The sequence below is a fragment of the Microbispora sp. H11081 genome (assembly GCF_012999535.1).
Lineage (GTDB): Bacteria > Actinomycetota > Actinomycetes > Streptosporangiales > Streptosporangiaceae > Microbispora.
Genome location: NZ_JABBWV010000001.1, coordinates 654,512 through 680,265, shown reverse-complemented (window position 1 = coordinate 680,265; position 25,754 = coordinate 654,512). Strand labels below are relative to the sequence as shown.

Below are 25,754 nucleotides of genomic sequence, written 5' to 3'. Positions count from 1 at the left end.
AGAGCCCAGCCCCACCGCGGTCACTCGATGCTCACGCGAGTCTAGCCCCAGGCACTGCGGAGCGGTGAAGCCCTCCGGGTTACGGTCGGCAGGTCAGCAGTCCACAAGAAGGCCCGCCGGTCCCCCGGACGACGTCTCAGAGGTCGGGTAAGGGATCTCTGGGCAGGTCACCGGGTGAGAAGGCCTCCGCGTCCGCCGCCGCGACCACGGCCGCGTACTCGTCGTCGACCTCCAGGATCATCCCGCCCATCTCGATGCGGGGGCCCGTCCCGAACTCGATCGGCCCGAGACGGGTGCGGCGTGGGTAACGGGCCCACACCCCTGACGGCTCGTCCCTGCTGAACATCTTGGTGGACAGCAGGGTGATCGAGCGGTCCGTCACCACGACGAGGAACCCGAGCGTGGCGGGGGGTGGCAGGGCCACGGCGGGAAAGACGTAGCGAATGTCCTCGCCGGGGCCGAGCAACGCCCGGCAGCGCTCCCTGATCGTGGCGGACACCGGCATGGCGATCGCTCCCTCGATGCACTACCTGCGGGGGGCGGAGCGGGCGCCCGCGCCGGCACCACGCGAAGGTCAGGCGAGACGCTGCGCCACCAAGTCCCACACTACGTCGGCGAGATCCTCTTTGGGACCCCTCGGAATCTCCACGGAGCCGCCCTCCGCCGTGAGGACGACGGCCGCGTTGTCCGGAGTGCCGAACGCCAGGTTCTCCCCGACCTGGTTCACCACGAGCAGGTCGCAGCCCTTGCGCCGCAGCTTGGCCTGGCCGTTGGCCAGGACGTCGTCGGTCTCGGCCGCGAAACCCACGATCACCCGGGGCCCGCCGGGCGCGGCCTCCCCCGGGGCGTCGCGGCCCACCGGGGTGCCGTGCCGTCCGTCCCCCGCGGCGTACGCCTCCCGCCTGGCCCGGCGGATCTCACCCAGCTCGGCCAGGATGTCCGGATTTTTCGTCAAATGGATGGGATCGGGCTCGGCGGACGACTTCTTGATCTTTGAGTCGCTCTGCCGTACGGGCCGGAAGTCCGCGACCGCGGCGGCCATCACGACAGCGTCGGCGTGCTCCGCCGCCAGGAGGACCGCGTCGCGCAACTGCCGCGCCGACTCCACCCGGACGACCTTCGCGCCCGCGGGATCGGGCAGCGTCACGTTGGCCGCCACGAGCGTCACCTCCGCGCCCCGCGCGACGGCGGTGCGGGCGAGCGCGTACCCCTGCAGGCCGGAGGACCGGTTGCCGATGAAGCGCACGGGGTCGATCGCCTCGCGGGTGCCGCCTGCCGAGATCACGACGTGCCGCCCGGCCAGGTCGTCACGCCCGCCCGCCAGCACGCGGCGGCACACCTCGAAGATCTCGGCGGGGTCGGGCAGCCGCCCCCGGCCGGTGTCGGCGCCGGTGAGCCTGCCTACGGCGGGCTCGATCACGATCGCGCCGCGCTCGCGCAGGGTCGCCACGTTGGCCCGCGTGGCCGGGTTCTCCCACATCTCCGTGTGCATCGCGGGCGCGAACACCACCGGGCAGCGCGCGGTGAGCAGAGTGTTGGTAAGCAGGTCGTCGGCCATGCCGTGCGCGGCCCTGGCCAGCACGTCCGCCGTCGCAGGGGCCACGATCACCAGGTCGGCCGACTGCCCGATGCGCACGTGCGGCACCTCGTGCACCGACTCCCACACCTCGGTGGTCACCGGATTGCCGGACAGCGCGGCCCAGGTCGGCTCGCCGACGAACCGCAGGGCGTCCCTGGTCGGCACGACACGCACGTCGTGTCCCGACTCGGTGAAAAGGCGCAGCAGCTCGCAGGACTTGTAGACCGCGATGCCGGCGCTCACGCCCAGTACTACGGAGGTCATCGGCCCGTGGGGACGCTCAGCCCTCGATGGGCTCGGAGGTGAGCAGGCCCTCGGAGACCTCGCGCAGGGCGATGGACAGCGGCTTCTCCTGGGCGTGGGTCTCCACGAGGGGTCCCACGTACTCCAGCAGGCCCTCGCCGAGCTGGGAGTAGTAAGCGTTGATCTGGCGCGCCCGCTTCGCACCCATGATCACAAGGCTGTACTTGCTGTCGACGATGTCGAGAAGCGCGTCGATCGGCGGGTTGGTGATGCCTTCCGCGTAGGCGGAGCTGCTTGCCACGTCAGTGATCCCCTAGCTAGGTGAGTTTCCCATCAAGGCTATCAGCCGATGGCACACATCCTTGACGGACGTGTTGACGATCGTGAGGTCGAACTCCTTCTCCGCCGCCATCTCGATCCTGCCCGCGTCCAGCCGGCGGGCGATCACGTCGGAGGGCTCGGTGCCGCGGCCGCGCAGCCGCCGCTCCAGCTCCTCCCAGCTCGGCGGGGCCAGGAACACGAGCAGTGCCTCGGGCATCGTCGTGCGCACCTGCCTGGCGCCCTGGAGGTCGATCTCCAGCAGGGTGGGGACCCCTGCCGCCAGCCTCTCCAGCACGGGCTGCCTCGGCGTGCCGTACCGGTTGCCGGCGAACTCCGCCCACTCCAGGAGCTCTCCGGAGGCGACGAGCTTGTCGAACTCGTCGTCGTCGGCGAAGTAGTACTCCACTCCGTGCCGCTCCCCCGGACGGGGCTTCCTGGTTGTCACCGAGACCGACAGCCACACCTCTGGGTGGGACCGCCGGAGCTCGGCGACGACCGTGGACTTGCCCACACCCGACGGACCGGAAAGGACCGTCAGGCGCGGGCGGGGCAAGGAGTCACCGCCGTGTGTCCTGTGCCCGCTGGTCGCGACTGCCTCATGGGCCCGATCTCCAGCGGACCGGGACGTGTCGGTCACTCCATACCCCCGTGAAACCGTGAAACTCGTTCGTACGCCGCCGAGATCAGCTCTCGGCGCCGCCGAACTCGCGCTCCAGGGAGGCGCGCTGGTTGGCGCCGAGGCCCCGCACGCGGCGGGATTCGGCGATACCAAGGCGCTCCATGAGCTGCTTGGCGCGGACCTTGCCGACGCCAGGGAGCGACTCCAGCAGAGCCGAGACCTTCATCTTGCCGATGACGTCATCGGTCTGCCCATCCTTCAGCACCTCAGCCAGAGAAACCGCGCCGTGCTTGAGTCGGTTCTTGACCTCGGCACGCTCCTTGCGTGCCTTGGCGGCCTTCTCAAGAGCCGCGGCGCGCTGCTCGGGGGTCAGGGGAGGAAGAGCCACGCCGGGTCACCTCGAATTTCATGTCGATGTACTCGGACGATGGGGGAAACTAGCTGGTCTTGGCCGTAACAGCAACGTCAAGGGCGGGTTCTGCGACGACAAAATTGATTTTACTACCGGCGGTATTCGAAAAGTCACTCCTGGTAGATCAAAACCGCCTCAGCAGGCCCGGAACCGGATAACGCATGGTGACGGGCGGAATGAGACTTTCAGGCGCCATGAGGCGCCCCGCCGGGCGCCTTCCGGCTCCGGCCGGCCGAGGGGTCAGAGGCTGACGCGGCGCAGCGCGGCGGCGATCCCGGCGGCGGCGGCGCCGGGGTCGGGGGCCCTGGTGATGGGCCGCCCGATCACGAGGAGGTCGGCACCCCTGGCGATCGCCTCCTCCGGGGTGGCCACCCGCGCCTGGTCCTGGGTGTCGGCGCCGGCGGGCCGCACGCCCGGGGTGATGAGCGTCACGTCCGGGCCGACCTCCGCGCGTACGGCGGCGACCTCCCTGGGCGAGCACACGAGAGCCTGGGCGCCCGCCCCGACGGCCACGGCGGCCATACGGCGCACGAGGTCCTCGGGGTGTCCCTGGATGCCGATCTCGGCGAGATCGGCCGCGGAAAGCGACGTCAGGAGCGTCACGGCGGCGATGCGGGTGCCGGGGGCCGCCTCGACGGCCGCCCTGACCATCGCGGCCCCTCCCGCGGCGTGCACGGTGAGGTACGTCGGCTTGAGCCGGGCGACCGCCCTGGCGGCGGCGCCCACCGTGTTCGGGATATCGTGCAGCTTGAGGTCGAGGAAGACGCTCACGCCGCTCGCGCCGCGCACCGAGGCGATCACGTCGGGCCCGTACCGCAGGTAGAGCTCCAGACCAACCTTCACCGTGGAGACGTGCGGGGTCACCAGACCGGCCCAGCGAGCCGCTGTCTCCAGGTCGGGCGCGTCCAGGGCTACGGCGATGGGAGCGGGCGTGGTCAAAGCGAAGTCTCCTCGAGATCGGTTCTTGTTCGTGGTTGTGCGCCCACCGGCCGGTGGGCCAGGCCCACCGCGTCGGCGAGCCGGTCGAACCCGCGCTCCTGCAGAAGCTCCTCGAGCTCCCTCAGGACGCGCGGGCAGGCGTAGGGGTCGTGGAACAGGGCCGTCCCCACCGCGACGGCGCAGGCGCCCGCCAGGACGAGCTCAAGGGCGTCCCTGCCGGTCGCCACGCCGCCCATGCCCACGATCGGCACCCCGGGCAGCGCCGCGTGGACCTGCCAGACGCAGCGCACGGCCAGGGGCCGTACGGCGGGGCCTGACAGGCCGCCGGTGCCTGCCGCGAGCGCGGGGCGCATCCTGTCCACGTCGATGCTCATCCCCACCGGGGTGTTGATCATCGCGAGGGCGTCGGCGCCGCCGTCCACGCAGGCCCGCGCGACCGCGACGACGTCGGCCACGTCCGGGGACAGCTTGGCGATCACCGGCACCTCGTACGGCGTGGCCGCGCGCACCGAGGCCACGACCTCCGCCGCGGCCGACCCGTCGCGGGCGAACACCCTGCCGCGGTCCTCGACGTTCGGGCACGACAGGTTGATCTCCACGGCAGTGATGCCCTCCGCCCCGGCCAGGCGGCGCGCCAGCGCGGTGTACTCGGTCACCGTGCCTCCCCCGATGGACACCACCGTGCGGGCGCCGCGCTCGGCCAGCCAGGGCAGCTCGCGGTCCAGGAACGCCTCGACTCCCGGGCCCTGCAGCCCCACGGCGTTCAGCAGCCCCGAGGGGGTCTCGGCCATCCGCGGCGTCGGCCGTCCCGCGCGGGGGGCCATGGTGATCGACCGGGTGACGAACGCGCCGAGCCGGTGCACGTCGGAGAAGTGGGCGAGCTCGCGGCCCGTCCCGCCGCAGCCCGAGGCGGTCAGGACCGGGTTGGGCAGCTCCACGTGCGCCAGGTAGGTCCGCAGGTCGGCCGTCACCGCCGGTCACCCCGGCCCGGTTCAGGCATGCCGCCCACCCGGCGCGCCCAGCGCGTCGAACGGGATCGTCCCGACGTCGTCGAACCGCACCCGCTCGCCGCGGAACACCGGCCCCTCCGTGCAGGCGCGGAGCATGCGGGTCAGGCCGTCGTCGCCGATGACCGGCACGACGCACGTCATGCAGACGCCGATGCCGCACGCCATGGACTCCTCCACCGCCACCTGCGCGGGAATGCCGAACTCGACGGCGACCGCCGTGACGCCGCGCAGCGTCGCCATCGGCCCGCACGCGTAGACCGCGTCTGCCCGCGCGTCGGCGATCACCCCGGGCAGCACGTCGGTCACCGTGCCGCGCATGCCTAGAGAGCCGTCCTCGGTCGTGAGCGTGGTCGTCTCGCCCATCCGGCGCGCGCGCAGCGCCCCGAAAACCCGGTCGGCCGACGGCGCGCCCAGCACGAAGTCGACGCGGCAGCCGCGCTGCTGCAGCGCGTCGCCCAGCGCGAACAGCGACGCCGAGCCGTGCTCGTCGCCGACCAGCACGCAGGTGCAGGGGTCCCGAGGCAGGGGGAAGGGGCGGCCGAGCGGTCCGACGAGGTCGAGCGTGTCGCGCGCTTTCCTGTCGGCGAGCCAGGCCGTCCCGGCGCCGCGCACGCCGAAGACGAGCTCCACCGTGCCACCGTAGTCCGGCTTGACGTCGTGGACGGCGAAGGCCCGCCGGGTGAGCATCGAGGAGTCGCGGCCTCCGACGGCGACCGTGACGAAGTGGCCGGGCCTGAACCGGTCGGCGATGCCCGGCGCGACGACGGTGAGCGCGTGGTAGGCGTCCACCCTGCGCGTCGTCAGCACCGTTCCCGTGACCTGAACCGGACTGCCGGCCACTCCCTTCCTCCCTGCTCATGGCGCTCGCGCGGCTCCGGGCGCCTAAGCCGACCTCGCCCCTCGTCGCTTCGGGTCGCTCGTACCGCGCTCCCCTCGCTCCTCAGTCCGGATCGCCGGCGCGCCCTCCGCGCTCATGGCGCACTCGGCCGTCCCGGGCTAGTCTCGCAGCCTCCTGGCGTGTTCCTGCAGGGAACACACGCCGATGTCGCCCCTGACGATGTACTGGATGCCCTGCACGGCGGCGGCCAGGCCCTGGACGGTCGTGATGCAGGCGATGCCGCGGTTGACCGCGGCGGTGCGGATCTCGTACCCGTCCAGGCGCGGCCCCGACTGCCCCGGGCTGCCGAACGGCGTGTTCACGATGAGGTCCACCTCCCCGTCGAGGATGCGCCGCACGATGGTCGGCTCGCCGTCGCTCCCCGCGCCGTCGCTGTGCTTGCGCACGATCTTGGCATGGACGCCGTTGCGGCGCAGCACCTCCGCGGTGCCCTCCGTGGCCAGGATCTCGAAGCCGAGGTCCGCGAGCGCCTTCACGGGGAAGATCGCCGCCCGCTTGTCCTTGTTGGCGACGGAGACGAACGCCCGGCCCTTGGTCGGCAGCGCGCCGTAGGCGGCCGACTGCGACTTGGCGTAGGCCGCGCCGAAGAACTCGTCGATGCCCATGACCTCGCCGGTCGAGCGCATCTCCGGCCCGAGCACGGTGTCCACGCCGCGGAACCGGTTGAACGGCAGCACCGCCTCCTTGACCGCGACCGGCGCGTCCAGCGGCAGCGTGCCGCCGTCATACTCGGCCGGCAGCATGCCCTCCGCGCGCAGTTCCGCGATGGTCGCGCCCATCATCAGCCGCGCCGCCGCCTTGGCCAGCGGCACCGCCGTCGCCTTGGACACGAACGGCACAGTACGGCTGGCCCTGGGGTTGGCCTCCAGGACGTACAGCACGTTCGCGGCGAGCGCGTACTGGACGTTCAGCAGGCCGCGTACGCCCACTCCGCGGGCGATGCCCTCGGTGGCCGCGCGGATGCGCTTGATGTCGAAGCCGCCCAGCGTGATCGGGGGCAGCGCGCACGCCGAGTCGCCGGAGTGGATGCCGGCCTCCTCGATGTGCTCCATGACGCCCCCGAGGTAGAGCTCCTCACCGTCGAACAGCGCGTCCACGTCGATCTCGATGGCGTCGTCGAGGAACCGGTCGATCAGCACCGGGTGCTCGGAGGCCGCCCTGGCCATGTAGGTCGCGAGCGTGTCCTCGTCGTACACGATGGCCATGCCGGCCCCGCCGAGGACGTACGACGGCCGTACGAGCACGGGGTAGCCGATCTCCTCGGCGACCGCCTTCGCCTCGTCCACGGTCGTCGCCGTGCCGTGCTTGGGGGCGGTCAGCCCGGCCTCGGCCAGGACCCGGCCGAACGCCCCGCGGTCCTCGGCGAGGTGGATCGACTCGGGCGAGGTGCCGACCACCGGCACACCGGCGTCCTTGAGCGCCTGCGCGAGGCCCAGCGGCGTCTGGCCGCCCAGCTGGACGATCACCCCGGCGACCGGTCCGGTCTCCAGCTCGGCGTGCACGACCTCCAGCACGTCCTCCAGCGTGAGCGGCTCGAAGTAGAGCCGGTCGGAGGTGTCGTAGTCGGTCGAGACGGTCTCGGGGTTGCAGTTGACCATCACGGTCTCGTAGCCGGCCTTGGCCAGCTCGAACGACGCGTGCACGCAGGCGTAGTCGAACTCGATGCCCTGGCCGATGCGGTTCGGTCCGCTGCCCAGGATGATCACCTTGGGCCGGTCGCCCACCGGCACCTCGGTCTCCTCGTCGTACGTGGAGTAGAGGTACGGCGTGCGCGCGGCGAACTCGGCGGCGCAGGTGTCCACCGTGTTGTAGACGGGCCGCACGCCGAGCTCGTGGCGCCTGGCCCGCACCTCGGGCTCCGCCACGCCCAGGATCTCGGCGATCTGCGCGTCGCTGAAGCCGTGCCGCTTGGCCAGGTCGAGGGTGGGCCGGTCGAGCGTGGTGATCGACCGGGCGACCTCGTCGATCGCGAAGAGCTGGTCGACGAACCACGGGTCGACCGACGTGGCCTCGTGGACCTGCTCCGGGGTCGCGCCCGCCCTGATGGCCTGCTGCATCGTGCGCAGCCGCCCATCGTGCGGCCTGCGGCAGGCCTCGAGGAGCTCGTCCAGGTCGCCGGGCTCGCCCGCCCAGCCGAACGACGACCCCTTCTTCTCCAGCGACCGCAGCGCCTTCTGCAGCGCCTCGGGGAAGGACCTGCCGATCGCCATCGCCTCGCCGACCGACTTCATGTGGGTGGTCAGCGTCTCGTCGGCCCCGGCGAACTTCTCGAACGCGAACCTCGGCACCTTGACCACGATGTAGTCGAGCGACGGCTCGAACGACGCCGGGGTCTCCTTGGTGATGTCGTTGGGGATCTCGTCGAGGGTGTACCCGATGGCGAGCTTGGCGGCGATCTTGGCGATCGGGAAGCCGGTGGCCTTGGACGCCAGCGCCGACGAGCGCGACACGCGCGGGTTCATCTCGATGACGATCATCCGGCCGGTCCGCGGGTCGACCGCGAACTGGATGTTGCAGCCGCCGGTGTCGACGCCGACCTCGCGGATGACCGCGATCGCGACGTCGCGCATGTTCTGGTACTCGCGGTCGGTCAGGGTCAGCGCGGGCGCCACGGTCACGCTGTCGCCGGTGTGGACGCCCATCGGGTCGACGTTCTCGATGGAGCACACGATGACCACGTTGTCGTTGCGGTCCCGCATGACCTCCAGCTCGTACTCCTTCCAGCCGAGGATCGACTCCTCCAGGAGCACCTCGGTGGTCGGGGAGGCGTCGAGGCCGGCGCCCGCGATGCGGTGCAGCTCCCGCTCGTCGTGGGCGAAGCCGGAGCCCACGCCGCCCATCGTGAAGCTCGGGCGGACGACGACGGGGTAGCCGAGCTCGTCCGCCGCGCGCAGGCACTCGTCCATGGTGTGGCAGATCGCGCTGCGCGCCGACTCGGCGTTGAGGCCGTGCTCGGCGGCCACCTTCGCGACGATCTCCTTGAACCGCTCGCGGTTCTCCCCCGCCTGGATCGCGTCGATGTCGGCGCCGATCAGCTCGACGCCGTACTTGTCGAGCACTCCGGCCTCGTGCAGCGCCACGGCCGTGTTGAGCGCGGTCTGGCCGCCCAGCGTGGGCAGCAGGGCGTCGGGCCGCTCCTTGGCGATGATCTTCTCGACGATGTCCGGCGTGATCGGCTCGACGTAGGTGGCGTCGGCGAACTCCGGGTCCGTCATGATCGTGGCGGGGTTGCTGTTGACCAGGATGACCCGGAAACCCTCGCTGCGCAGGACCCGGCAGGCCTGGGTGCCCGAGTAGTCGAACTCGCACGCCTGTCCGATGACGATCGGGCCGGAGCCGATCACCATGACGGACCTGATGTCCGTACGCTTAGGCACCCTCGGCCCCCTTCTTGTCGTCCATCAGCTCGCAGAACTCGTCGAACAGGTAGGCGGCGTCGTGCGGCCCCGCCGCCGCCTCGGGGTGGTACTGCACGCTGAACGCCGGGCGGTCCAGCAGGCGGAGCCCCTCGACGCAGTCGTCGTTGAGGTTGACGTGGCTCACCTCGGCCGCGCCGTACGGGGTCTCGAAGGGCCCGTCCAGCGGGGCGCGCACGGCGAAGCCGTGGTTGTGCGCGGAGATCTCGACCTTGCCCGTCCTGCGGTCCTGCACCGGCTGGTTCACCCCGCGGTGGCCGTACCGCAGCTTGTAGGTGCCGAGGCCGAGCGCCCGGCCGAGGATCTGGTTGCCGAAGCAGATGCCGAAGAACGGCACGCTCTGGTCCAGCACCTCGCGCAGGGAGTCGACCGCGTACCCGGCCGCGGCGGGGTCGCCGGGGCCGTTGGAGAAGAAGACGCCGTCGGGGTCGAGGGCGAGGATGTCGGCCGCCTTCGCGGTCGCGGGCAGCACGTGCACCTCGCAGCCCCGCTCGGCCATCCGCTGCGGCGTCATCGCCTTGATGCCGAGATCGACCGCGGCGACGGTGAAGCGCTTGCGGCCGATCGCGGGCACGACGTACGGCTCGGGCGTGCTGACCTCGCGGGCCAGGTCGGCGCCCTCCATGCCGGGCGCACGCCGCACCCGGTCGACGAGGTCGGCGACGTCGCCGCCCTCGCTGAAGATGCCCGCGCGCATCGCCCCGCGCTCGCGCAGGTGGCGGGTGAGGGCGCGGGTGCCGGACATCGCGATGCCGACCACGCCCTGGGCGCGCAGGTAGTCGTCGAGCGTCCCGCTGGAGCGCCAGTTCGACGGGATCCGCGACGGCTCACGCACCACGTAGCCGGCGACCCAGACCCTGCGGGACTCGGGGTCCTGGTCGTTGACACCGGTGTTGCCGATGTGCGGCGCGGTCATCGCCACGATCTGCCGGTGGTAGGAGGGGTCGGTGAGCGTCTCCTGGTAGCCGGTCATCCCGGTGTTGAAGACCATCTCGCCGAACGTCTCGCCCACGGCGCCGTACGGCGTCCCCTCGAAGACGCGTCCGTCCTCGAGTACGAGCAGGGCTGTCATACGAGCTTCCCTTCGAGAACGGTGGGGCGGCCGCGCAGGAACGTCGCGACGACGCGGCCGGGCAGGGTCAGTCCCTCGTAAGGGGTGTTGCGGCTCTTCGACACCATCGCGGAGGGGTCCACGTGCTGCCGGACCGACGGGTCGTACAGGGTGACGTTGGCGGGGGCGCCGGGCTCGATCATGCGGCCGTGCCCGGCCAGGCGGCCGATCCTGGCCGGCCTGACCGACATGCGGTCGGCGACGCCGGCCCAGTCGAGCAGGCCGGTCTCGACCATGGCCTCCTGCACCACGGACAGGGCGGTCTCCAGCCCGATCATGCCCATGGCCGCCGCACCCCACTCGGTCTCCTTGTCCTCGACCGGATGGGGCGCGTGGTCGGTGGCCACGCAGTCGATCGTGCCGTCGGCCAGCGCCTCGCGCAGCGCCCGCACGTCGTCGGCGGTGCGCAGCGGCGGGTTCACCTTGTAGAGGGGGTTGTACGGGCCGAGCGGCGAGGTCTCCGCGCAGGAGTCGGTCAGCAGCAGGTGATGCGGGGTGACCTCGGCGGTCACGTCCCAGCCCTTCGACTTGGCCCAGCGGATGATCTCGACGGAGCCGGCGGTGGAGACGTGGCAGACGTGCAGCCGGGAGCCGACGTGCGCGGCGAGCAGGCAGTCGCGCGCGATGATCGCCTCCTCCGCCACCGCCGGCCAGCCGGTCAGGCCGAGCCTGGCCGACACCTCGCCCTCGTTGAGCTGGGCGCCCTCGGTCAGCCTCGGCTCCTGGGCGTGCTGGGCGACGACGCCGTCGAACGCCTTGACGTACTCCAGCGCCCTGCGCATCAGCACGGCGTCCGACACGCACTTGCCGTCGTCGGAGAAGACCCGCACGCGGGCCGCGGAGTCGGCCATCGCGCCGAGCTCGGCGAGCTGGCGGCCTTCGAGGCCGGAGGTCACCGCGCCGACGGGCTGCACGTCGCAGTGGCCGCACGCCTGGCCGAGCCGCCAGACCTGCTCCACCACGCCGGCGGTGTCGGCCACCGGGGAGGTGTTGGCCATCGCGTGGACGGCGGTGTACCCGCCGCGCGCCGCGGCCTGGGTGCCCGTCTCGACGGTCTCGGCGTCCTCCCTGCCCGGCTCTCGCAGGTGGGTGTGCAGGTCCACCAGGCCGGGCAGGGCGACCAGCCCGTCGGCGTCGACCGTCTGACCGGCCCGCGCGCCCGCGAGGTCGCCTGTCTCCGCCACGACGCCGTCGCGCAGCAGGATGTCGGCCGGGGCGCCGCCCAGGATCCGGGCGCCTTTGATGAGGATGGTGCTCACAGCCGTCCCCTCGTGGAAGTCGTACGTGTTCATTCGGCGCCTCCGATCGCGGGCTCGGATCCGCCGAGCAACAGGTAGAGAACGGCCATCCGGACGGTCACGCCGTTGGCGACCTGCTCGACGATCGTCGAGCGCGGCGAGTCGGCGACCTCCGCGGAGATCTCCATGCCGCGGTTCATCGGGCCGGGGTGCATGACGATGGCGTCGTCGTGCAGGCGGGCGAAGCGGTCGCGGTCGAGGCCGTATCGGCGGCTGTACTCCCGCGCCGAGGGGAAGTAGGCCGCGTTCATCCGCTCAAGCTGGACCCGCAGCATCATCACGACGTCCGACTTGGGCAGCACGGCGTCGAGGTCGTAGGAGACCTGGCAGGGCCACGTGCCGACCGCGACGGGCAGCAGGGTCGGCGGCGCGACCAGCGTCACCTCCGCGCCGAGCGTGTGCAGCAGCAGCACGTTGGACCTCGCGACCCGGCTGTGCAGCACGTCGCCCACGATCGCGATCTTCAGGCCCTCCAGGCGGCCCAGCCGGCGGCGGATGCTGAAGGCGTCGAGCAGCGCCTGGGTGGGGTGCTCGTGGGTGCCGTCTCCGGCGTTGACCACGCTGCCGCGCACCCAGGAGGCCAGGCGGTGCGGCGCGCCGGAGGCGCTGTGCCGGATCACCACGGCGTCGGCGCCCATGGCCTCCAGGGTCAGCGCGGTGTCCTTCAGCGACTCGCCCTTGGACACGCTCGACCCCTTGGCCGAGAAGTTGATGACGTCGGCCGACAGGCGCTTGGCCGCGGCCTCGAACGAGATGCGGGTCCGGGTGGAGTCCTCGAAGAAGAGGTTCACCACCGTGCGGCCGCGCAGCGTCGGCAGCTTCTTGATGGACCGCTGCGAGACCCGGGCCAGCTCCTCCGCCGTGTCGAGGATGAGGAGGGCGTCGTCGCGGGTGAGGTCGCCGGTCGAGATCAGGTGCCGTTTCATCGGTCGCCCTCCTTGATGAGCACGACCGCGTCGCGCCCGTCGGTCTCCTCCAGGAAGACCTTGACCTTCTCGCTCTTGGAGGTCGGCAGGTTCTTGCCGACGTAGTCGGCGCGGATCGGCAGTTCCCGGTGGCCGCGGTCCACGAGCGTCGCGAGCTGGACGGCCCTGGGCCGGCCCACGTCGTTCAGCGCGTCGAGCGCGGCGCGCACGGTGCGGCCGGAGTAGAGGACGTCGTCCACGAGGACGACGGTCCTGCCGTCGACGCCGTCCGCGGGCAGTTCGGTGCGGCCGAGCGGCCGAGCGGGCCGCAGGCGGAGGTCGTCGCGGTACATCGTGACGTCGATGGCGCCCACGGGAACCTTGATCCCCTCGAACTGCGCGATGCGCTCGGCGATGCGCTGCGCGAGGGTGGCGCCGCGGGTGGGGATGCCGATCAGTACGACGCTCTCCGCGCCCCTGGTCCGTTCGAGGATCTCGTGCGCGATCCGGGTCAGCGCCCGGTGGATGTCGGGCCCCTCCAGGACGGCACGGGCCGGATTTCGGGCATCAGACATGAAAAAATCACCACCTTTCCCGCCTCACGGGACGGGTCTTAAAGGGTGTTCGGTCTGCTTAGAGTATCAGGGCCGTCCGCGAACCCCCCTCCCGCCAGGGGTGATGCGCCTGGGGACCGCTCGCCGGCGGCGTGGGGAGGAGGCGACGGGGTGCCCGCCGGGGACACCGGTGACACGCCGGGGATCGGAAGCCGCATCGTGCCGAGTGTCGGGGATTTCGGGGAGAGCACTGTTTTGACGCTCTTTTTTCCAATCAGCTTGACCTTTGGGAGAGTCGGCTTTACCGTCACTGTCCGTAACCACAACACGCGACCTTCCTGGGTAAAACCCGACGCAGCGGTCACCGAAGGTGCCGGTCACGGGTACCAGCCCCGGTGTTCGGAACGCTTAGGACAAGGACGCACAATCAAGTGAGAAGAGACATAGAAAGCCGGGGGCCACACAATGCCGTCTGACTACGCCAAGTCGCTGGGCGCGCGCCTGCGCGCCATCCGGACCCAGCAGGGGCTGTCCCTGCATGGTGTGGAAGAGAAGTCCCGCGGACGGTGGAAGGCCGTCGTCGTGGGCTCCTACGAGAGGGGCGACCGCGCGGTGACCGTCCAGAAGCTCGCCGAGCTCGCGGATTTCTACGGAGTGCCGGTGTCTGAGCTGCTTCCCGGCGGGGCCGCCCCCAGCCCGCTCGCGCCCGCGCCCAAGCTGGTGATCGACCTGGAGCGCCTGTCCCAGCTGCCGAAGGACAAGGCCGGCCCGCTGGCGCGCTACGCCGCGACGATCCAGAGCCAGCGCGGCGACTACAACGGCAAGGTGCTGTCCATCCGGCAGGAGGACCTGCGCTCGCTCGCGGTCATCTACGACAAGTCGCCGGTCGAGCTGACCGAGGAGTTCATCCACTGGGGCGTGCTCGACGCGGAGGCCCGCCGCGCCGTCGAGTCCTTCTGATCTCCCGCCCGACTCGTACGCGGCTCCCCGCGACGGCGCCTGTTTCTCCGGCCCGCCTCGCGGCCCGGGACGGCGCCGCCGCACCGGGGAGCCGCGGGTACGAGTGATTCCTGCCATTCGGGGATAGTGCAGGACATGACCTTTTTCGTGGGCTCCGAGGTGGGCAGGCTCCGCCAGGTTCTGGTCGACATACCCGAACTCGCCCTCAAGCGGCTCACCCCGGGCAACAAGGACGGCCTGCTGTTCGACGACGTCCTCTGGGTGCACCGCGCGCTCGAGGAGCACCGCGAGTGGTGCGAGGTGCTGACCGGACACGGCGTCACGGTGCACCGTCTCGGCGACCTCCTGCGCGAGGTGATCGAGATCCCCGACGCGCGCAAGCACATCCTCGACGGCAGCGTCGACGAGCACTGGTTCGGCCCGCTGGCCGCCGACGCGATCCGCAACACGCTCGACTCCCTCGACGCCGACGCGCTCGCGCCGCTGCTGACCGGCGGGATCACCAAACGCGAGATCATGGAGCTGGGCTGCGACCCGGGCTCCATCGTCTTCCACACGCTCGGGACCGACGACTTCGTCCTCCCGCCGCTGCCCAACCACCTGTTCGCCCGCGACACCTCCTGCTGGGTGTACGACGGGGTGTCGATCAACGCCATGCGCAAGAAGGCCCGCAGGCGGGAGACCGTCAACTACGAGGCCGTTTACCGCTGGCACCCGCTGTTCGCCGCGGGCTACGCCAAGCCGGACGACGGCGGGTTCAACGTCTGGTACGAGGGCGTGCGCATGGCCCCGGCCACCATCGAGGGCGGCGACGTCCTCGTGCTCGGCGGCGGCGTCGTGCTCGTCGGCGTGAGCGAGCGCACCCAGCCGCAGGCGGTCGAGATGCTGGCGACCAACCTGTTCCGGGCGGGGTCGGCGACCCGCATCGTGGCGCTCGACCTGCCCAAGGCCCGCGCGTTCATGCACCTCGACACCGTGATGACCAACGTCGACGTCGGCGTCTTCACCAAGTACGCGGGGCTCGGCATGCTCCCCTCCTACACGGTGGAGCCGGGCGACACGGAAAAGGAGCTGAAGGTCACCGATCATCCGCCCGAGGACATGCACAAGGCGATCGCGCGGGCCCTCGGCCTGGACGACATCAAGGTCCTCACGCCGACGCAGGACGTGCACGCGGCCGAACGCGAGCAGTGGGACGACGGCTGCAACGTGCTGGCGCTGGAGCCGGGCGTGGTCGTCGCCTACGAGCGCAACACCACCACCAACAACTACCTGCGCAGGCACGGAATCGAGGTCATCCCGATCCGCGGCAGCGAACTCGGCCGTGGACGCGGCGGGCCGCGGTGCATGAGCTGCCCTCTGGAGCGCGACCCCGTCTGAGCGGCGGCGCCTCGCGAATCGCGCGGGGGCGGCCGCGCCCGCCGGGCGGGCCCACCGGAGAGGCCACCGGACGGGCCGGCAGGACGGGCCGGCAGGACGGACCGGCAGGACGGACCGGCAGGACGAGCCGGCAGGATCACGCCAGGGCCGGCCCTTAGCGGCTCGGACCCCGGCAGGAGCCGGAGGTCAGCCGGCCATGGGCAGGGTGGGGCGGCCGGGCAGGCCGAGGATCGACTCGACCTCGCCGACGAACCTGTCGGCCTCCGCTATGATCTCCTCGGCGTCGTGCTGCGTGACGGCCCGGACCATCCCGGCCTCCGCCGCCGCGCGCTTGGTCGCGCTCACCGCGAAGTAGGCCGCCCAGTCCGCGAGCTTGGGCTCGGCCTCCGGGAGCAACTCCCAGGCGCTGCGCAGTCGCCGCCTGCGGCCGTCCATCGGCCGCGGACGCGCCGCGAGGATCCCGGCGGCGGCACGGAGAGCCGCCAGATGGGCCGACACGTAGCGGTCCGCCGGAGTGGGCCCGACGGTGGCGTCCGCGAGGCAGGCCCTGGCGTCCGCGAGGTGTGCCAGGACCGCCTGCGAGAGCCGGGGGCCGCCCCTCTGGTCGTCATTCTGCTCAGTCATGCCCGCCTCCTTGAGTCGTGGCACTCCGGCGAAGGTCGCCGGTGACCTCACAGTCGCAGATCGCACCGACAATTTCGCCGGCCGGGAGATCCCGTGAACCGCTCGAGATCGCCCGGCGCTTTCCCGGACTCCCGTGGGCGGCCGGACGAGGAGCTTCCCCTCTCCCCGTCCGGCCCACGCCGCGGGCCGTGCCGCAACCGTCTCCGCCGACGACGAAGGCACGAATCCAACGGAGTGGGCGCGAGCCGCGAGTCCCACGCCCACCCCTTCGAACATAGATTCGATCATGTCGCCTGTCAAGGCTGTCAGCGAATACGTGTTCGAGGAGTGTGGCGCAAAAGTGAGCAGGAGACGCCGGAGGGGTCCCGCGCGACCACCTCGCACGGGACCCCTCCGGGATGGCGTCACTAGCGTCTGAAGGCGCCCCTGACGTGCACGGGAACGCCCTTGCCGAGCATGCCGGGCAGGACCTCGGCCACGTTCATGGGCAGCCGCACGCATCCGTGCGACGCCGGGTAGAGCGGCACCGACAGCGCGCCGTGGAGCGCGATGCCGCCGTTGAAGAAAATCGGATTGTAGAGCTGCCCCAGGTAGGACCGGTGCCAGCCCTTGACCCGCCAGGTGGTCCTGTAGTCGCCGGTCGGCGTGCGGGCGCTGCCGGAGAAGCGCTGCCGCTTGCCGTTCCAGATGGCGTACTCGGTGTAGGGGATGCCACTGCCGCTGGAGATGTGGCTGATGAGCACCGGCGCACCGCCCCGGTACAGAACCATCACCTGCCTGGTCAGGTCCACCTCTACGCGGGTCGGCCTGCCCCTGGGCACCAGGACCCTGGGCGCCCGGGGGTTCTCCAGCGCCCTCCAGGTCCTGGCGGCGATCGTGCTGGTCGGCGCGATCCCCTGCACCTTCTGGAACGCCCAGACCGCCGCCTGCGTGGTCCCGCCGTACCGGCCGTCGGCCGAGCCCGGCATGTACCCCAGCTCCTTGAGCCGCGACTGCAGCGCCTTCACGGCCGAACCCTTGGCGCCGAGCTTCAGCGTCTTGCCCGGCGCCGCGAACGGCGGGTACGCGGCGGCGCTCGCGGGCACGGCGCCCCTCGCCGGGAGCGCCGGGAGCGCCGGGAGCGCCGGGAGCGCCGGGAGCGCTGACCGCACGGTCCCCGTGGTCAGCGTGCCCGTGGTCAGCGTGCCCGTGGTCAGCGTGCCCGTGGTCAGCGTGCCCGTGGGCGCGGCGGTGCGCGCCAGCGCCGTGCCGGTGACGCCGGTCGCCCCGAACGCCACGGCCCCTACCGCGACGAGCGTGGCCGCGGCCAGCCGCCGTCGACCCCTCATCATGACCCACCCCTCATAAGCCGGATTCCCGATCAAAGGACCCACCGTATGGTCCGATTGTGAGCCACGAGATCATAGGAGGCCATAAGCGACCACGTATGTCCTGGCAATCCATTTAGAGTGAGCGGGTGGCAGAAAAGTTGCATCCGAACGTCATCCGGGTCCAGGAGGCCCTGCGGGCCCTGGAGGCGACGGGCGAGGTCGTCGTGCTGGACGAGGCCGCCCCTACGGCGGCGACGGCGGCGGCCCGGCTGGGCTGCGAGGTCGGCGCGATCGCCAACAGCCTGATCTTCGACGCGGACGGCGCGCCGCTGCTGGTGCTGACCAGCGGCGCCCACCGCGTGGACACCGACCTGATCGCCCGCGTGGCCGGCGCGGCGAAGGTGCGGCGGGCCACGCCGGAGTTCGTCCGCGAGCACACCGGGCAGCCCATCGGCGGCGTCGCCCCCGTCGGGCACCCCGCGCCCGTACGGACGCTGGTCGACACGTGGCTGAGCAAGCACGACGTGGTGTGGGCCGCCGCGGGGCACCCCCACACGGTCTTCCCCACCTCCTACGAGGAGTTGCTGCGCATCACCGGGGGCACGGCCACCGACGTGGCGTGACACCTGCCGGACCGGCCGGGCGACGTTTTGCTAATGTGCGACGAGTGATCCAACTGCGACGGGTGGGGCCCGACCGGTTCAGGGCGGTGCTGGACACCGTGCTGGAGATCTACACGGTCGCCATGCGCCCGCCGTCGGACCAGCTCGCCGGGCGTCTGGCGATCATGCGCAACCACTCCACCTACCCCGAGTTCGACTGCCTGCTGGCCGAGGACGCGCAGGCGCCCGGCGGCGTCGCCGGCTTCGCGTACGGCTTCCACGGCGGCCGGGGGCAGTGGTGGCACGACGTCGTGCGCGGGGCGCTGCAGGACCGGGCCGGGCCGGTGGCGGCGGAGGACTGGTTCGGCGACGCCCTGGAGATCGCCGAGATCCACGTGCGCCCCGAATACCAGGGCCAGGGGGTCGGCCGCCGCCTGATCCACGCGTTGTGCGAGGGCCGCCCCGAGCGCACGGCCGTGCTGTCGACGCACGACGCCCCCACAGTGGCCAGGCACCTCTACCGCGACGTCGGGTTCACCGACCTGATGACCAGGTTCGTCTTCCCCGGCGGGTACGAGGAGTACGTCATCGCCGGGGTTCGCCTGCCGCTGCCCGAGCTAGACGCCCGCCGCGACTGAACGCCCGCCCGTGGAGGCGGCTCAGCCTGCGACCGCGGGCACGCTGTGCAGCGCCTGGAACACCTCGCGGGTCGCGCTCGACCGGTTGAAGGTGATGAAGTGGATGCCGGGCGCGCCCTCGTCGAGGAGCTTTTGGCACAGCTCGACGGCGTGCTCGATGCCGACGCGGCGGACCGCGGCCGGGTCGTCGGCGACGGCTTCGAACCGCTCGGCCACCTCCCGTGGGAACGGCGCGCCGGACAGCTGCTCCGACCGGGCGATCGTGCTCATCTGCGTGACGGGCATGATGCCCGGGATGATCGGGGTGTCGCACCCGTGGGCCGCCACGCGGTCGCGCAGCCGCAGGTAGTCCTCGGCCCTGAAGAACATCTGCGTGATCGCATAGTCCGCGCCGGCCCGGCACTTCTGCACGAAATACTTCGTGTCCGACTCGATGGTCGCCGACCTGGGGTGCTTGTACGGGAAGGCCGCCACCCCCACGCAGAAGTCGCCCGCCTGGCGGATCAGCCGCACCAGATCCTCGGCGTACAGGACGCCCTCCGGGTGCTTGACCCACTCGTCCAGGGGGTTGCCCCCGCGCGGGTCGCCGCGTACGGCGAGGATGTTGCGCACGCCCGCGTCGGCGAACCTGCCGACGAGGTGGCGCAACTCCCGGATCGAGTGGTCGACCGCGGTGAAGTGGGCGACGGGGGTCAGCGTCGTCTCGTGGGCGAGCCGCTCGACGATGTCGACCGTGCGGTCGCGGGTCGAACCGCCGGCGCCGTAGGTCACGGAGACGAACGTCGGCCGCAGCGCCTCCAGCTCGCGGATGGCCCGCCAGAGCTGGCGCTCCCCCTCGTCGGTCTTCGGCGGGAAGAACTCGAACGAGAACGAGCGCTCGCCCGCGGCCAGCAGTTCGCGGACCGTCGGGACGCGATCAGGAAGCCGCGAGGGCAGACCGAGAGCCATACAGCAGAGGTTACAGCGCCGCTCTTTTTCCAATGGTCGCAGTCTTGCTATGTGGACGTTTTCGCAAGCGGGACGAGTTGACCCCCTTGAGGGGGTATCTGGTGCTGTGTGTCCGGATCAACCCCGGTTAGTCTCAGACCATGACCGCTTCCGCCGTTTCGCTCGATTCCATCCGTACGGAGGTGGACCGCGCGCTCCGGGAGTTCATCGACCGGCAGCGACCACACTTCGGCGACCCCCATCTGGCGGCCATCCTGACCGCCGCGGAGGACTTCCTGGCCGGGGGCAAACGCCTGCGGCCCGCCTTCTGCCACTGGGGGTGGCGAGCCGGGGGCGGCGACGCGCACGATCCGGGGCTGAACGCGGCCGCCGCCTCGCTGGAACTGCTGCAGGCGAGCGCGCTCATCCACGACGACGTCATGGACGCGAGCGACGTGCGCAGGGGCATGCCGTCCGCGCACCGCCGGTTCGAACGGATCCACGCGGAGGCGGGCTGGCACGGCTCGGCCGAGCAGTTCGGCGAGGGCTCGGCCGTGCTGCTGGGGAACCTGCTGCTGGTGTGGTCCGGTGAGATGTGGCGCACCTGCGGCCTCGCGCCTGAGGCGCTCGCCGCCGCCCAGCCGGTGCACGACCACATGCTCACCGAGCTGATGTGCGGGCAGTACCTCGACCTGCTCGAACAGGCGCAGGGCGAGAGCACCCACGACAGCGCGCTGCGGGTGGCCCTCTACAAGAGCGGGAAGTACTCGGTCGAGCAGCCGCTCAGGCTCGGGCTCGTCCTCGCCGCCCGGGCCAGGCACTCGTGGATCGACCGGCTCTGCGTGCAGTACGGCCAGCAGGTGGGCATCGCCTTCCAGCTCCGCGACGACATCCTCGGCGTGTTCGGCGACCCGGCGGAGACCGGCAAGCCCGCCGGGGACGATCTCCGCGAGGGCAAGCGGACCGTCCTGATCGCACGCGCGCTCGCCGACGCCACTCCCGCCCAGGCGGGGGTCGTACGGTCCCTTCTCGGCGACCCCGAGCTGGACGCCGACGGCGTCGGGCGGCTGCGCGCGGTGATCGAGGACACCGGCGCGCTCGCCGCGTGCGAGGGCATGATCAAGCGCTATCTCGACGACGCGCTGCTCGCCCTCGACCACGCGCCGATCGAGGAGGAGGCCCGCGCGGCGCTGGCCGCCCTCGCCGTCGCCGCCACCGCCCGGCGCACCTGACCGGAGGCGGCGCCCGGCCGGCTCAGAGCGGGACGGTGGACAGCCTGGCCTTGAGCGCGGCGGCGGCGGCGCCGGGGTCGTCGGCCTCGGTGATGGCCCGGACGACCACGGCCCGCCGCACGCCGTGCGCCATCACCTCGTCGAGGTTGCCCAGGTCGATGCCGCCGATGCCGAACCAGGGCCGGCCGTCCCCCAGCCGGGCGGCGTGGTCGAGCAGCACGGGGCCCGGCGCGGGGCGGCCCGGCTTGGTCGGCGTGGGCCAGATCGGCCCGCAGCAGAAGTAGTCAACCCCGGGCTCCACGGCGGCGGCCGACGCCTCGGCCGCCGAGTGCGTGGACCTGCCGATGAGCACGCCGGAACCGAGGATCTCCCTGGCCACCGGGACCGGGAGGTCGTCCTGGCCGAGGTGCAGGATGTCGGGCCCGGCGGCGAAGGCGACGTCCGCCCGGTCGTTCACGGCCAGCAGCGCGCCGTGCCTGTCACACGCCGCGCGGAAGACCTGGAGCAGCTCCAGCTCCTCGCGGGCCTCCAGGCCCTTCTCCCTGAGCTGGACGATGTCCACGCCGCCGGACAGGACCGCGTCGAGGAATTTCTCCAGGTCGCCGCGGTCCCTCCTGCCGTCGGTGCAGAGGTAGAGCCTGGCCTGCGCGAGCCGCTGCCGCCGGGTGTCAGTCACCCGACCACAATGCCACGGGGTCGTGAAGGGTCAGAAACCCAGGGCCTGGGCCCTGCGCTTGACCTCGGTGTGCCTGCCCTTGAGGATCGCGTCGATCGGGGATCCGGGCAGCGAGTCGTCCGGGGTGAACAGCCACCGGATCGACTCCACCTCGTCGTACCCCGCGTCCGCCAGGAGTGTCAGGGTGCCGGGCAGGCCCTTGAGCACCTCGCCCCCGGCGATGAACACCGCGGGGATCTGCGGCTCGCCGCCGCCCCTGCGGACGCCGGCGAGCTTCTTGTCCTTCAGGAGCTGCTTGGCGCGGCCGATGCTGAGCCCCAGCCTCTTGGCCGCGTCCGAAAGGGGGAGCCACTCCCCCACGAGCTCGTCGGTCTTCCGGTCGATCTGCGCAACAGTAAGCGTCACGGATCCACCATTACCACAGGCGAGCCGCCAGGAAACACCTCGATTACGCCATAATGCAGTCGCGGAGCGGGACGGCGGGATCCGCCACCCTCCGCGGGTCGAGCCGCTGGCCGCCCTCGACGATCCGGCGGCCCTGCACGACGTCGCGCGGCCGGTCCACGGTGAGCACCGCGGCGAGCCTGTCGTCGGCGGTCAGCCAGCACACCGCCCACTTCGCGTCCGTACGCGGGTCGCCGCGCCGCAGCACCCGGTCACCGGCCTCACGGTGCCCGGCGAACTGCACCATGTGACCGAACTGCTCCGACCAGAAGTACGGCACCGGGTCGTAGACCGCCTCCTCGCCCAGGAGGGTGGCGACGGCCGTGTCCGGCGCCTGGAGCGCGGTGTCCCAGTGCTCCACCCGCAGCCGGGTGCCGAACCTGCGCGACCACCAGCTCGCGCAGTCGCCCACCGCGACCACGCCGGGCAACGACGTGCGCAGGTGCTCGTCGACCACGACCCCGTCGTCGAGCCGGACGCCCGAGCCCTTCAGCCAGTCGACGGCCGGGCGCACCCCGACGCCGGTGACGACCACGTCCGCCGGCACCCGCGCGCCGGACATGAGCGTGAGGCCGTCGGCGTCCACCGTGCCGACCATCGCGCCGAGACGCAGCTCGACGCCCGCCCGCGCGTACCAGCCGATGGTGTGGCTGCCGACCTCCGGGCCGAGCGCCATGGCGAGCGGGCTCTCCCCCGCCTCCACGACGGTCACGGCGCACCCGGCCCTGGCCGCGGCGGTGGCGACCTCGGCGCCGATCCAGCCGGCCCCCACCACGGCCACCCGGGCCCCGGGGACCAGCCGCTCGCGCAACGCCAGCGCGTCCTCTATGGTCCGCAGCACATGCTGGCGGCCCTCGCCGCGCAGCCGGATCGGGGTGGCGCCGGTGGCGATGACCAGGCCGTCGTACTCCAGCTCGCCCTCGGTCGTCTCCAGCACGCCGTCGCGCAGTCCCTTGGCCGCCGTGCCCAGGCACAGCCGTACGTCGAGGGCGTCGAGGTCCGAGTCGACCACCGTGGAGTCGGTCTCTCCGAGCAGCACCGCCTTCGACAGCGGCGGGCGGTCATAGGGGCGATGGTGTTCCTCGCCGATGAGCGTGACGCGGCCGGTGAACCCACAGGCCCTCAACGCCTCGATGCTCCGCACGCCGGCCAGGCCGGCACCCACCACCACGACGTGATCCACAGTTTGACCATAGATTGTCAGCGGGGGGCCTGGCCAACGGGCCCCTCATAACGAGTTGGGTAAGTAGCGCGCACTTCCGCGGGGGCCCGCGTTGTGAAGCGGCCCCTTGACTCGCCTGACACCGGCCGCGGATCCGGCGATCGGTCGCGACGGGCGGCGTACTACGCTTGTGGGCGTACGACGCGCGGGAGCCCGGCGGACCGGGCTGAGAGGAGAGCGCGAGGCTCTCGACCGCCCCGACCTGATCCGGGTAATGCCGGCGAAGGGAGCGCGGTTTGTCCCCCGCATACGACGTTGTGATCGCCGGCGGCGGCGTGGCGGGCCTCGCCGTGGCCTGGCGCGCGGCCCGCCGGGGCTTGTCGGTCGCGGTGGCGGACCCCACGCCCGGTGGCGGCGCCACCCACGCCTCGGCCGGGATGCTCGCACCGGTCAGCGAGGTGACCTACACCGAGGAGCCGCTGCTGCGGCTCGGCCTCGCGTCGCTCGCGGCCTGGCCGGCGTTCCGCGCCGCGCTGGAGGACGAGAGCGGCATCGAGCTGGACTACCGCACCGACGGCACGCTCGAGGTCGCCAGGAGCGCGGACGACATGGCCTTCCTCGACGACCTGGCGGCCTTCGAGCGGACGCTCGGCCTGCGGGTCGAGCGGCTCACCGGGCGCGAGTGCCGCTCCTTCGAGCCGATGCTCGCCCCGTCGGTGCGCGGCGGGCTGCTGGCCCGCGACGACGCCTGGGTCAACCCCCGCAGGGTCGTGCGGGCCCTGCTCACGGCGTTCGAGAAGGCGGGCGGCGTGCTGGTCTCCGAGCACGTCGCCGAGATCGGCGCCTCCGGCACCGGTGGCCCGTCCGTACGGCTGACGAACGGCGACACGGTCCCGGCGGGCCAGGTCGTCGTGGCGGCCGGGTCGTGGTCGGCGTCCCTCCTGCCCGGCCTGCCGGTGCGCCCGGTCAAGGGCGAGATCCTCCGGCTGCGCGGGCCCCAGGGGTTCCTCACGCGGTGCGTACGGGGGCTGGTGCACGGCTCCCCCGCCTATCTGGTGCCCAGGGGCGACGGAGAGATCACGCTGGGCGCCACGGTGCAGGAGCTCGGGCACGACGAGCGGGTCACCGCCGGCGGCGTGTACGAGCTGCTGCGCGACGCCCGGGAGCTGGTGCCCGGCATCACCGAGCTCGAACTGGCCGAGACCACGGTCGGCTTCCGGCCAGGCACGCCCGACAACCTGCCGATCATCGGCCCCGCGGGACCGCCGGGCGTGTTCGCGGCGACCGGGCACGGCCGCAACGGCGTGCTGCTGTGCCCGATCACCGCCGACGCCGTCGCGGCGTTCCTCACCGGAGACGAGCCACCCCAGGTCATCGGATCCTGTCATCCAGGGAGATTCAGCCAGTGAAAGTCACGATCAACGGAGGAGCGGCCGAGCTGTCCGACGGCGCCACGGTCGGCGACGCCGTACGGACCCTCACGTCCCTCGCGTCCGGGGTCGCGGTGGCCCTGAACGGCGAGGTGGTGAGCCGGAGCACCTGGGACTCCACCCCGGTGGCCGACGGCGACGACGTCGAGGTGCTGACGGCGGTGCAGGGAGGATGACCATGACCGACGACGTCTTCGTGCTCGGCGGGGAGAAGTTCGCCTCGCGGCTCATCATGGGCACCGGCGGCGCGCCGTCCCTGGAGGTGCTAGACCAGGCGCTGGAGGCGTCCGGCACCGAGCTGACCACCGTCGCCATGCGCAGGCTGGACCCGGCGGCGCGCGGTTCCGTGCTGGACGTGCTGCGCGCCCGCGGCATCAAGGTGCTGCCGAACACCGCGGGGTGCTTCACGGCGGGCGAGGCGGTGCTGACCGCCCGTCTGGCCCGCGAGGCGCTGGAGACCGACTGGGTCAAGCTGGAGGTCATCGCCGACGAGCGGACCCTGCTGCCCGATCCGATCGAGACCTTCGACGCCGCCGAGCGCCTGGTCGCCGACGGCTTCGTCGTGCTGCCGTACATCGGCGACGACCCGGCGCTGGCCCGCAGGCTGCAGGACGCCGGGTGCGCGGCGGTGATGCCGCTCGGCGCTCCCATCGGCTCCGGGCTGGGCATCCGCAACCCGCACAGCATCGAGCTGATCGTCGAGGCCGCCACGGTCCCGGTGATCCTCGACGCAGGCATCGGCACGGCCAGCGACGCCGCGCTGGCGATGGAGCTGGGCTGCGACGCCGTGCTGCTGGCCAGCGCCGTGACCCGGGCGCACCGGCCTGACCTGATGGCCTCGGCCATGCGGCAGGCGGTCACGGCCGGGCGGCAGGCCCGCCTGGCGGGCAGGATCCCCCGCCGCCGCCACGCCGAGGCGTCCTCCCCCGGCCGCCCATTCTGAACCGGCCGCCGCCCCCTTCGAGTGTCTTGTCCGCGCCTGTGCGCCCGTGGGCGCACAGGCGCGGAGTCCACGTCTGGTAAGCGCGGCTTTCTGATTCGGCATGGCTTTTCTGAGGGCGTGG

27 protein-coding genes and 1 riboswitch are annotated in these 25,754 nt (G+C 72.0%); of the genes, 8 read left to right on the top strand and 19 right to left on the bottom strand.

The genetic code is table 11. The annotated features are described in order from the left end of the window. Nucleotides 1-136 precede the first annotated feature (136 nt). The 13 genes from HHX31_RS03020 to pyrR all read right to left on the bottom strand — a co-directional run bounded on the left by HHX31_RS03020 (nt 137) and on the right by pyrR (nt 13,326). Nucleotides 137-505, bottom strand: a complete 369-nt coding sequence (locus tag HHX31_RS03020; RefSeq protein WP_169944739.1) for a hypothetical protein — start codon at nt 503-505, stop codon at nt 137-139. Nucleotides 506-574: 69 nt separating this feature from the next. After that, nucleotides 575-1,843 carry a bifunctional phosphopantothenoylcysteine decarboxylase/phosphopantothenate--cysteine ligase CoaBC gene (coaBC, locus tag HHX31_RS03015; RefSeq protein ID WP_169944737.1) on the bottom strand — a complete coding sequence of 423 codons (1,269 nt, stop codon included), beginning with the start codon at nt 1,841-1,843 and terminating at the stop codon, nt 575-577. A gap of 16 nt (nt 1,844-1,859) precedes the next feature. Continuing rightward, the gene (rpoZ, locus tag HHX31_RS03010; protein WP_169944735.1) at nt 1,860-2,123 is read right to left on the bottom strand and encodes a DNA-directed RNA polymerase subunit omega; all 264 of its coding nucleotides are present in this window, start codon (nt 2,121-2,123) and stop codon (nt 1,860-1,862) included. A 12-nt stretch (nt 2,124-2,135) separates the two neighbouring features. After that, nucleotides 2,136-2,696 (bottom strand): guanylate kinase, encoded by a 561-nt coding sequence (gmk, locus tag HHX31_RS03005; protein WP_211589169.1) that lies wholly within the window; start codon nt 2,694-2,696, stop codon nt 2,136-2,138. A 130-nt stretch (nt 2,697-2,826) separates the two neighbouring features. Next, nucleotides 2,827-3,150, bottom strand: a complete 324-nt coding sequence (gene mihF, locus HHX31_RS03000; protein ID WP_030450375.1) for an integration host factor, actinobacterial type — start codon at nt 3,148-3,150, stop codon at nt 2,827-2,829. A gap of 264 nt (nt 3,151-3,414) precedes the next feature. Then, nucleotides 3,415-4,113 (bottom strand): orotidine-5'-phosphate decarboxylase, encoded by a 699-nt coding sequence (pyrF, locus tag HHX31_RS02995; RefSeq protein ID WP_169944732.1) that lies wholly within the window; start codon nt 4,111-4,113, stop codon nt 3,415-3,417. Then, nucleotides 4,110-5,084 (bottom strand): dihydroorotate dehydrogenase, encoded by a 975-nt coding sequence (locus HHX31_RS02990; RefSeq protein ID WP_169944730.1) that lies wholly within the window; start codon nt 5,082-5,084, stop codon nt 4,110-4,112. The genes pyrF and HHX31_RS02990 overlap by 4 nt, the downstream gene beginning before the upstream one ends. 21 nt (nt 5,085-5,105) lie before the next feature. Beyond that, nucleotides 5,106-5,963, bottom strand: a complete 858-nt coding sequence (locus tag HHX31_RS02985) for a dihydroorotate dehydrogenase electron transfer subunit (protein WP_169944728.1) — start codon at nt 5,961-5,963, stop codon at nt 5,106-5,108. 156 nt (nt 5,964-6,119) lie between these two features. Beyond that, nucleotides 6,120-9,398, bottom strand: coding sequence for a carbamoyl-phosphate synthase large subunit (carB, locus tag HHX31_RS02980; protein ID WP_169944726.1), 3,279 nt, complete (start codon nt 9,396-9,398; stop codon nt 6,120-6,122). Then, entirely contained in the window at nt 9,391-10,509 is a 1,119-nt protein-coding gene (gene carA / locus HHX31_RS02975) for a glutamine-hydrolyzing carbamoyl-phosphate synthase small subunit (RefSeq protein ID WP_169944724.1), read from the bottom strand. Before carA ends, carB begins: the two co-directional genes overlap by 8 nt. After that, on the bottom strand, nt 10,506-11,840 hold the full coding sequence (locus HHX31_RS02970) for a dihydroorotase (protein ID WP_211589168.1): 1,335 nt from the start codon (nt 11,838-11,840) through the stop codon (nt 10,506-10,508). The genes carA and HHX31_RS02970 overlap by 4 nt, the downstream gene beginning before the upstream one ends. Next, nucleotides 11,837-12,772: an aspartate carbamoyltransferase catalytic subunit gene (locus HHX31_RS02965; protein ID WP_169944722.1), complete on the bottom strand. Its 936-nt coding sequence runs from the start codon at nt 12,770-12,772 to the stop codon at nt 11,837-11,839. The genes HHX31_RS02970 and HHX31_RS02965 overlap by 4 nt, the downstream gene beginning before the upstream one ends. Then, the gene (gene pyrR / locus HHX31_RS02960; protein ID WP_169944720.1) at nt 12,769-13,326 is read right to left on the bottom strand and encodes a bifunctional pyr operon transcriptional regulator/uracil phosphoribosyltransferase PyrR; all 558 of its coding nucleotides are present in this window, start codon (nt 13,324-13,326) and stop codon (nt 12,769-12,771) included. The genes HHX31_RS02965 and pyrR overlap by 4 nt, the downstream gene beginning before the upstream one ends. A 444-nt stretch (nt 13,327-13,770) precedes the next feature. Here pyrR and HHX31_RS02955 point away from each other — a divergent pair, with 444 nt between their 5' ends. After that, complete coding sequence (locus HHX31_RS02955; protein ID WP_030508976.1) at nt 13,771-14,265, top strand: transcriptional regulator; 495 nt, start codon at nt 13,771-13,773, stop codon at nt 14,263-14,265. Between the two features lie 135 nt (nt 14,266-14,400). Further along, nucleotides 14,401-15,645 carry an arginine deiminase gene (locus HHX31_RS02950; RefSeq protein WP_169944718.1) on the top strand — a complete coding sequence of 415 codons (1,245 nt, stop codon included), beginning with the start codon at nt 14,401-14,403 and terminating at the stop codon, nt 15,643-15,645. A gap of 186 nt (nt 15,646-15,831) precedes the next feature. Here HHX31_RS02950 and HHX31_RS02945 read toward each other — a convergent pair whose 3' ends face one another. Together HHX31_RS02945 and HHX31_RS02940 are read right to left on the bottom strand one after the other, a co-directional pair. Further along, a complete protein-coding gene (locus tag HHX31_RS02945; protein WP_169944716.1) occupies nt 15,832-16,269 on the bottom strand; it encodes an SAV_6107 family HEPN domain-containing protein in 438 nt (145 codons plus the stop codon). 407 nt (nt 16,270-16,676) lie between these two features. Beyond that, nucleotides 16,677-17,600 (bottom strand): L,D-transpeptidase family protein, encoded by a 924-nt coding sequence (locus HHX31_RS02940; protein WP_249345350.1) that lies wholly within the window; start codon nt 17,598-17,600, stop codon nt 16,677-16,679. A 125-nt stretch (nt 17,601-17,725) separates the two neighbouring features. On the opposite strand from HHX31_RS02940, the gene HHX31_RS02935 reads away from it, so the two are divergent. Beyond that, nucleotides 17,726-18,202: a YbaK/EbsC family protein gene (locus HHX31_RS02935; RefSeq protein ID WP_169944714.1), complete on the top strand. Its 477-nt coding sequence runs from the start codon at nt 17,726-17,728 to the stop codon at nt 18,200-18,202. Nucleotides 18,203-18,246: 44 nt separating this feature from the next. Then, nucleotides 18,247-18,819, top strand: a complete 573-nt coding sequence (locus HHX31_RS02930; RefSeq protein ID WP_169944712.1) for a GNAT family N-acetyltransferase — start codon at nt 18,247-18,249, stop codon at nt 18,817-18,819. A 21-nt stretch (nt 18,820-18,840) separates the two neighbouring features. Here HHX31_RS02930 and metF read toward each other — a convergent pair whose 3' ends face one another. Continuing rightward, a complete protein-coding gene (gene metF, locus HHX31_RS02925) occupies nt 18,841-19,767 on the bottom strand; it encodes a methylenetetrahydrofolate reductase [NAD(P)H] (protein ID WP_169944710.1) in 927 nt (308 codons plus the stop codon). A 140-nt stretch (nt 19,768-19,907) separates the two neighbouring features. Here metF and HHX31_RS02920 point away from each other — a divergent pair, with 140 nt between their 5' ends. Next, nucleotides 19,908-20,978, top strand: coding sequence for a polyprenyl synthetase family protein (locus tag HHX31_RS02920; RefSeq protein WP_169944708.1), 1,071 nt, complete (start codon nt 19,908-19,910; stop codon nt 20,976-20,978). Between the two features lie 22 nt (nt 20,979-21,000). Here HHX31_RS02920 and thiE read toward each other — a convergent pair whose 3' ends face one another. The 3 genes from thiE to HHX31_RS02905 are packed head-to-tail and all read right to left on the bottom strand — an operon-like array spanning nt 21,001 to nt 23,281. Further along, on the bottom strand, nt 21,001-21,654 hold the full coding sequence (thiE, locus tag HHX31_RS02915) for a thiamine phosphate synthase (RefSeq protein ID WP_169944707.1): 654 nt from the start codon (nt 21,652-21,654) through the stop codon (nt 21,001-21,003). A 30-nt stretch (nt 21,655-21,684) separates the two neighbouring features. Beyond that, nucleotides 21,685-22,059, bottom strand: a complete 375-nt coding sequence (locus HHX31_RS02910; protein ID WP_169944705.1) for an Rv2175c family DNA-binding protein — start codon at nt 22,057-22,059, stop codon at nt 21,685-21,687. Between the two features lie 43 nt (nt 22,060-22,102). Beyond that, nucleotides 22,103-23,281, bottom strand: a complete 1,179-nt coding sequence (locus HHX31_RS02905) for an FAD-dependent oxidoreductase (RefSeq protein WP_169944704.1) — start codon at nt 23,279-23,281, stop codon at nt 22,103-22,105. 174 nt (nt 23,282-23,455) lie between these two features. Beyond that, nucleotides 23,456-23,566: riboswitch (TPP riboswitch) on the top strand. On the opposite strand from HHX31_RS02905, the gene thiO reads away from it, so the two are divergent. The 3 genes from thiO (at nt 23,557) to HHX31_RS02890 (ending at nt 25,633) form a co-directional block, all read left to right on the top strand. Continuing rightward, nucleotides 23,557-24,669 (top strand): glycine oxidase ThiO, encoded by a 1,113-nt coding sequence (gene thiO, locus HHX31_RS02900; protein WP_169944702.1) that lies wholly within the window; start codon nt 23,557-23,559, stop codon nt 24,667-24,669. Its footprint overlaps the riboswitch before it by 10 nt. Continuing rightward, nucleotides 24,666-24,866: a sulfur carrier protein ThiS gene (gene thiS / locus HHX31_RS02895; RefSeq protein ID WP_169944701.1), complete on the top strand. Its 201-nt coding sequence runs from the start codon at nt 24,666-24,668 to the stop codon at nt 24,864-24,866. The genes thiO and thiS overlap by 4 nt, the downstream gene beginning before the upstream one ends. 2 nt (nt 24,867-24,868) lie before the next feature. Then, complete coding sequence (locus tag HHX31_RS02890) at nt 24,869-25,633, top strand: thiazole synthase (RefSeq protein ID WP_169944700.1); 765 nt, start codon at nt 24,869-24,871, stop codon at nt 25,631-25,633. The last annotated feature ends 121 nt before the right edge of the window (nt 25,634-25,754 follow it).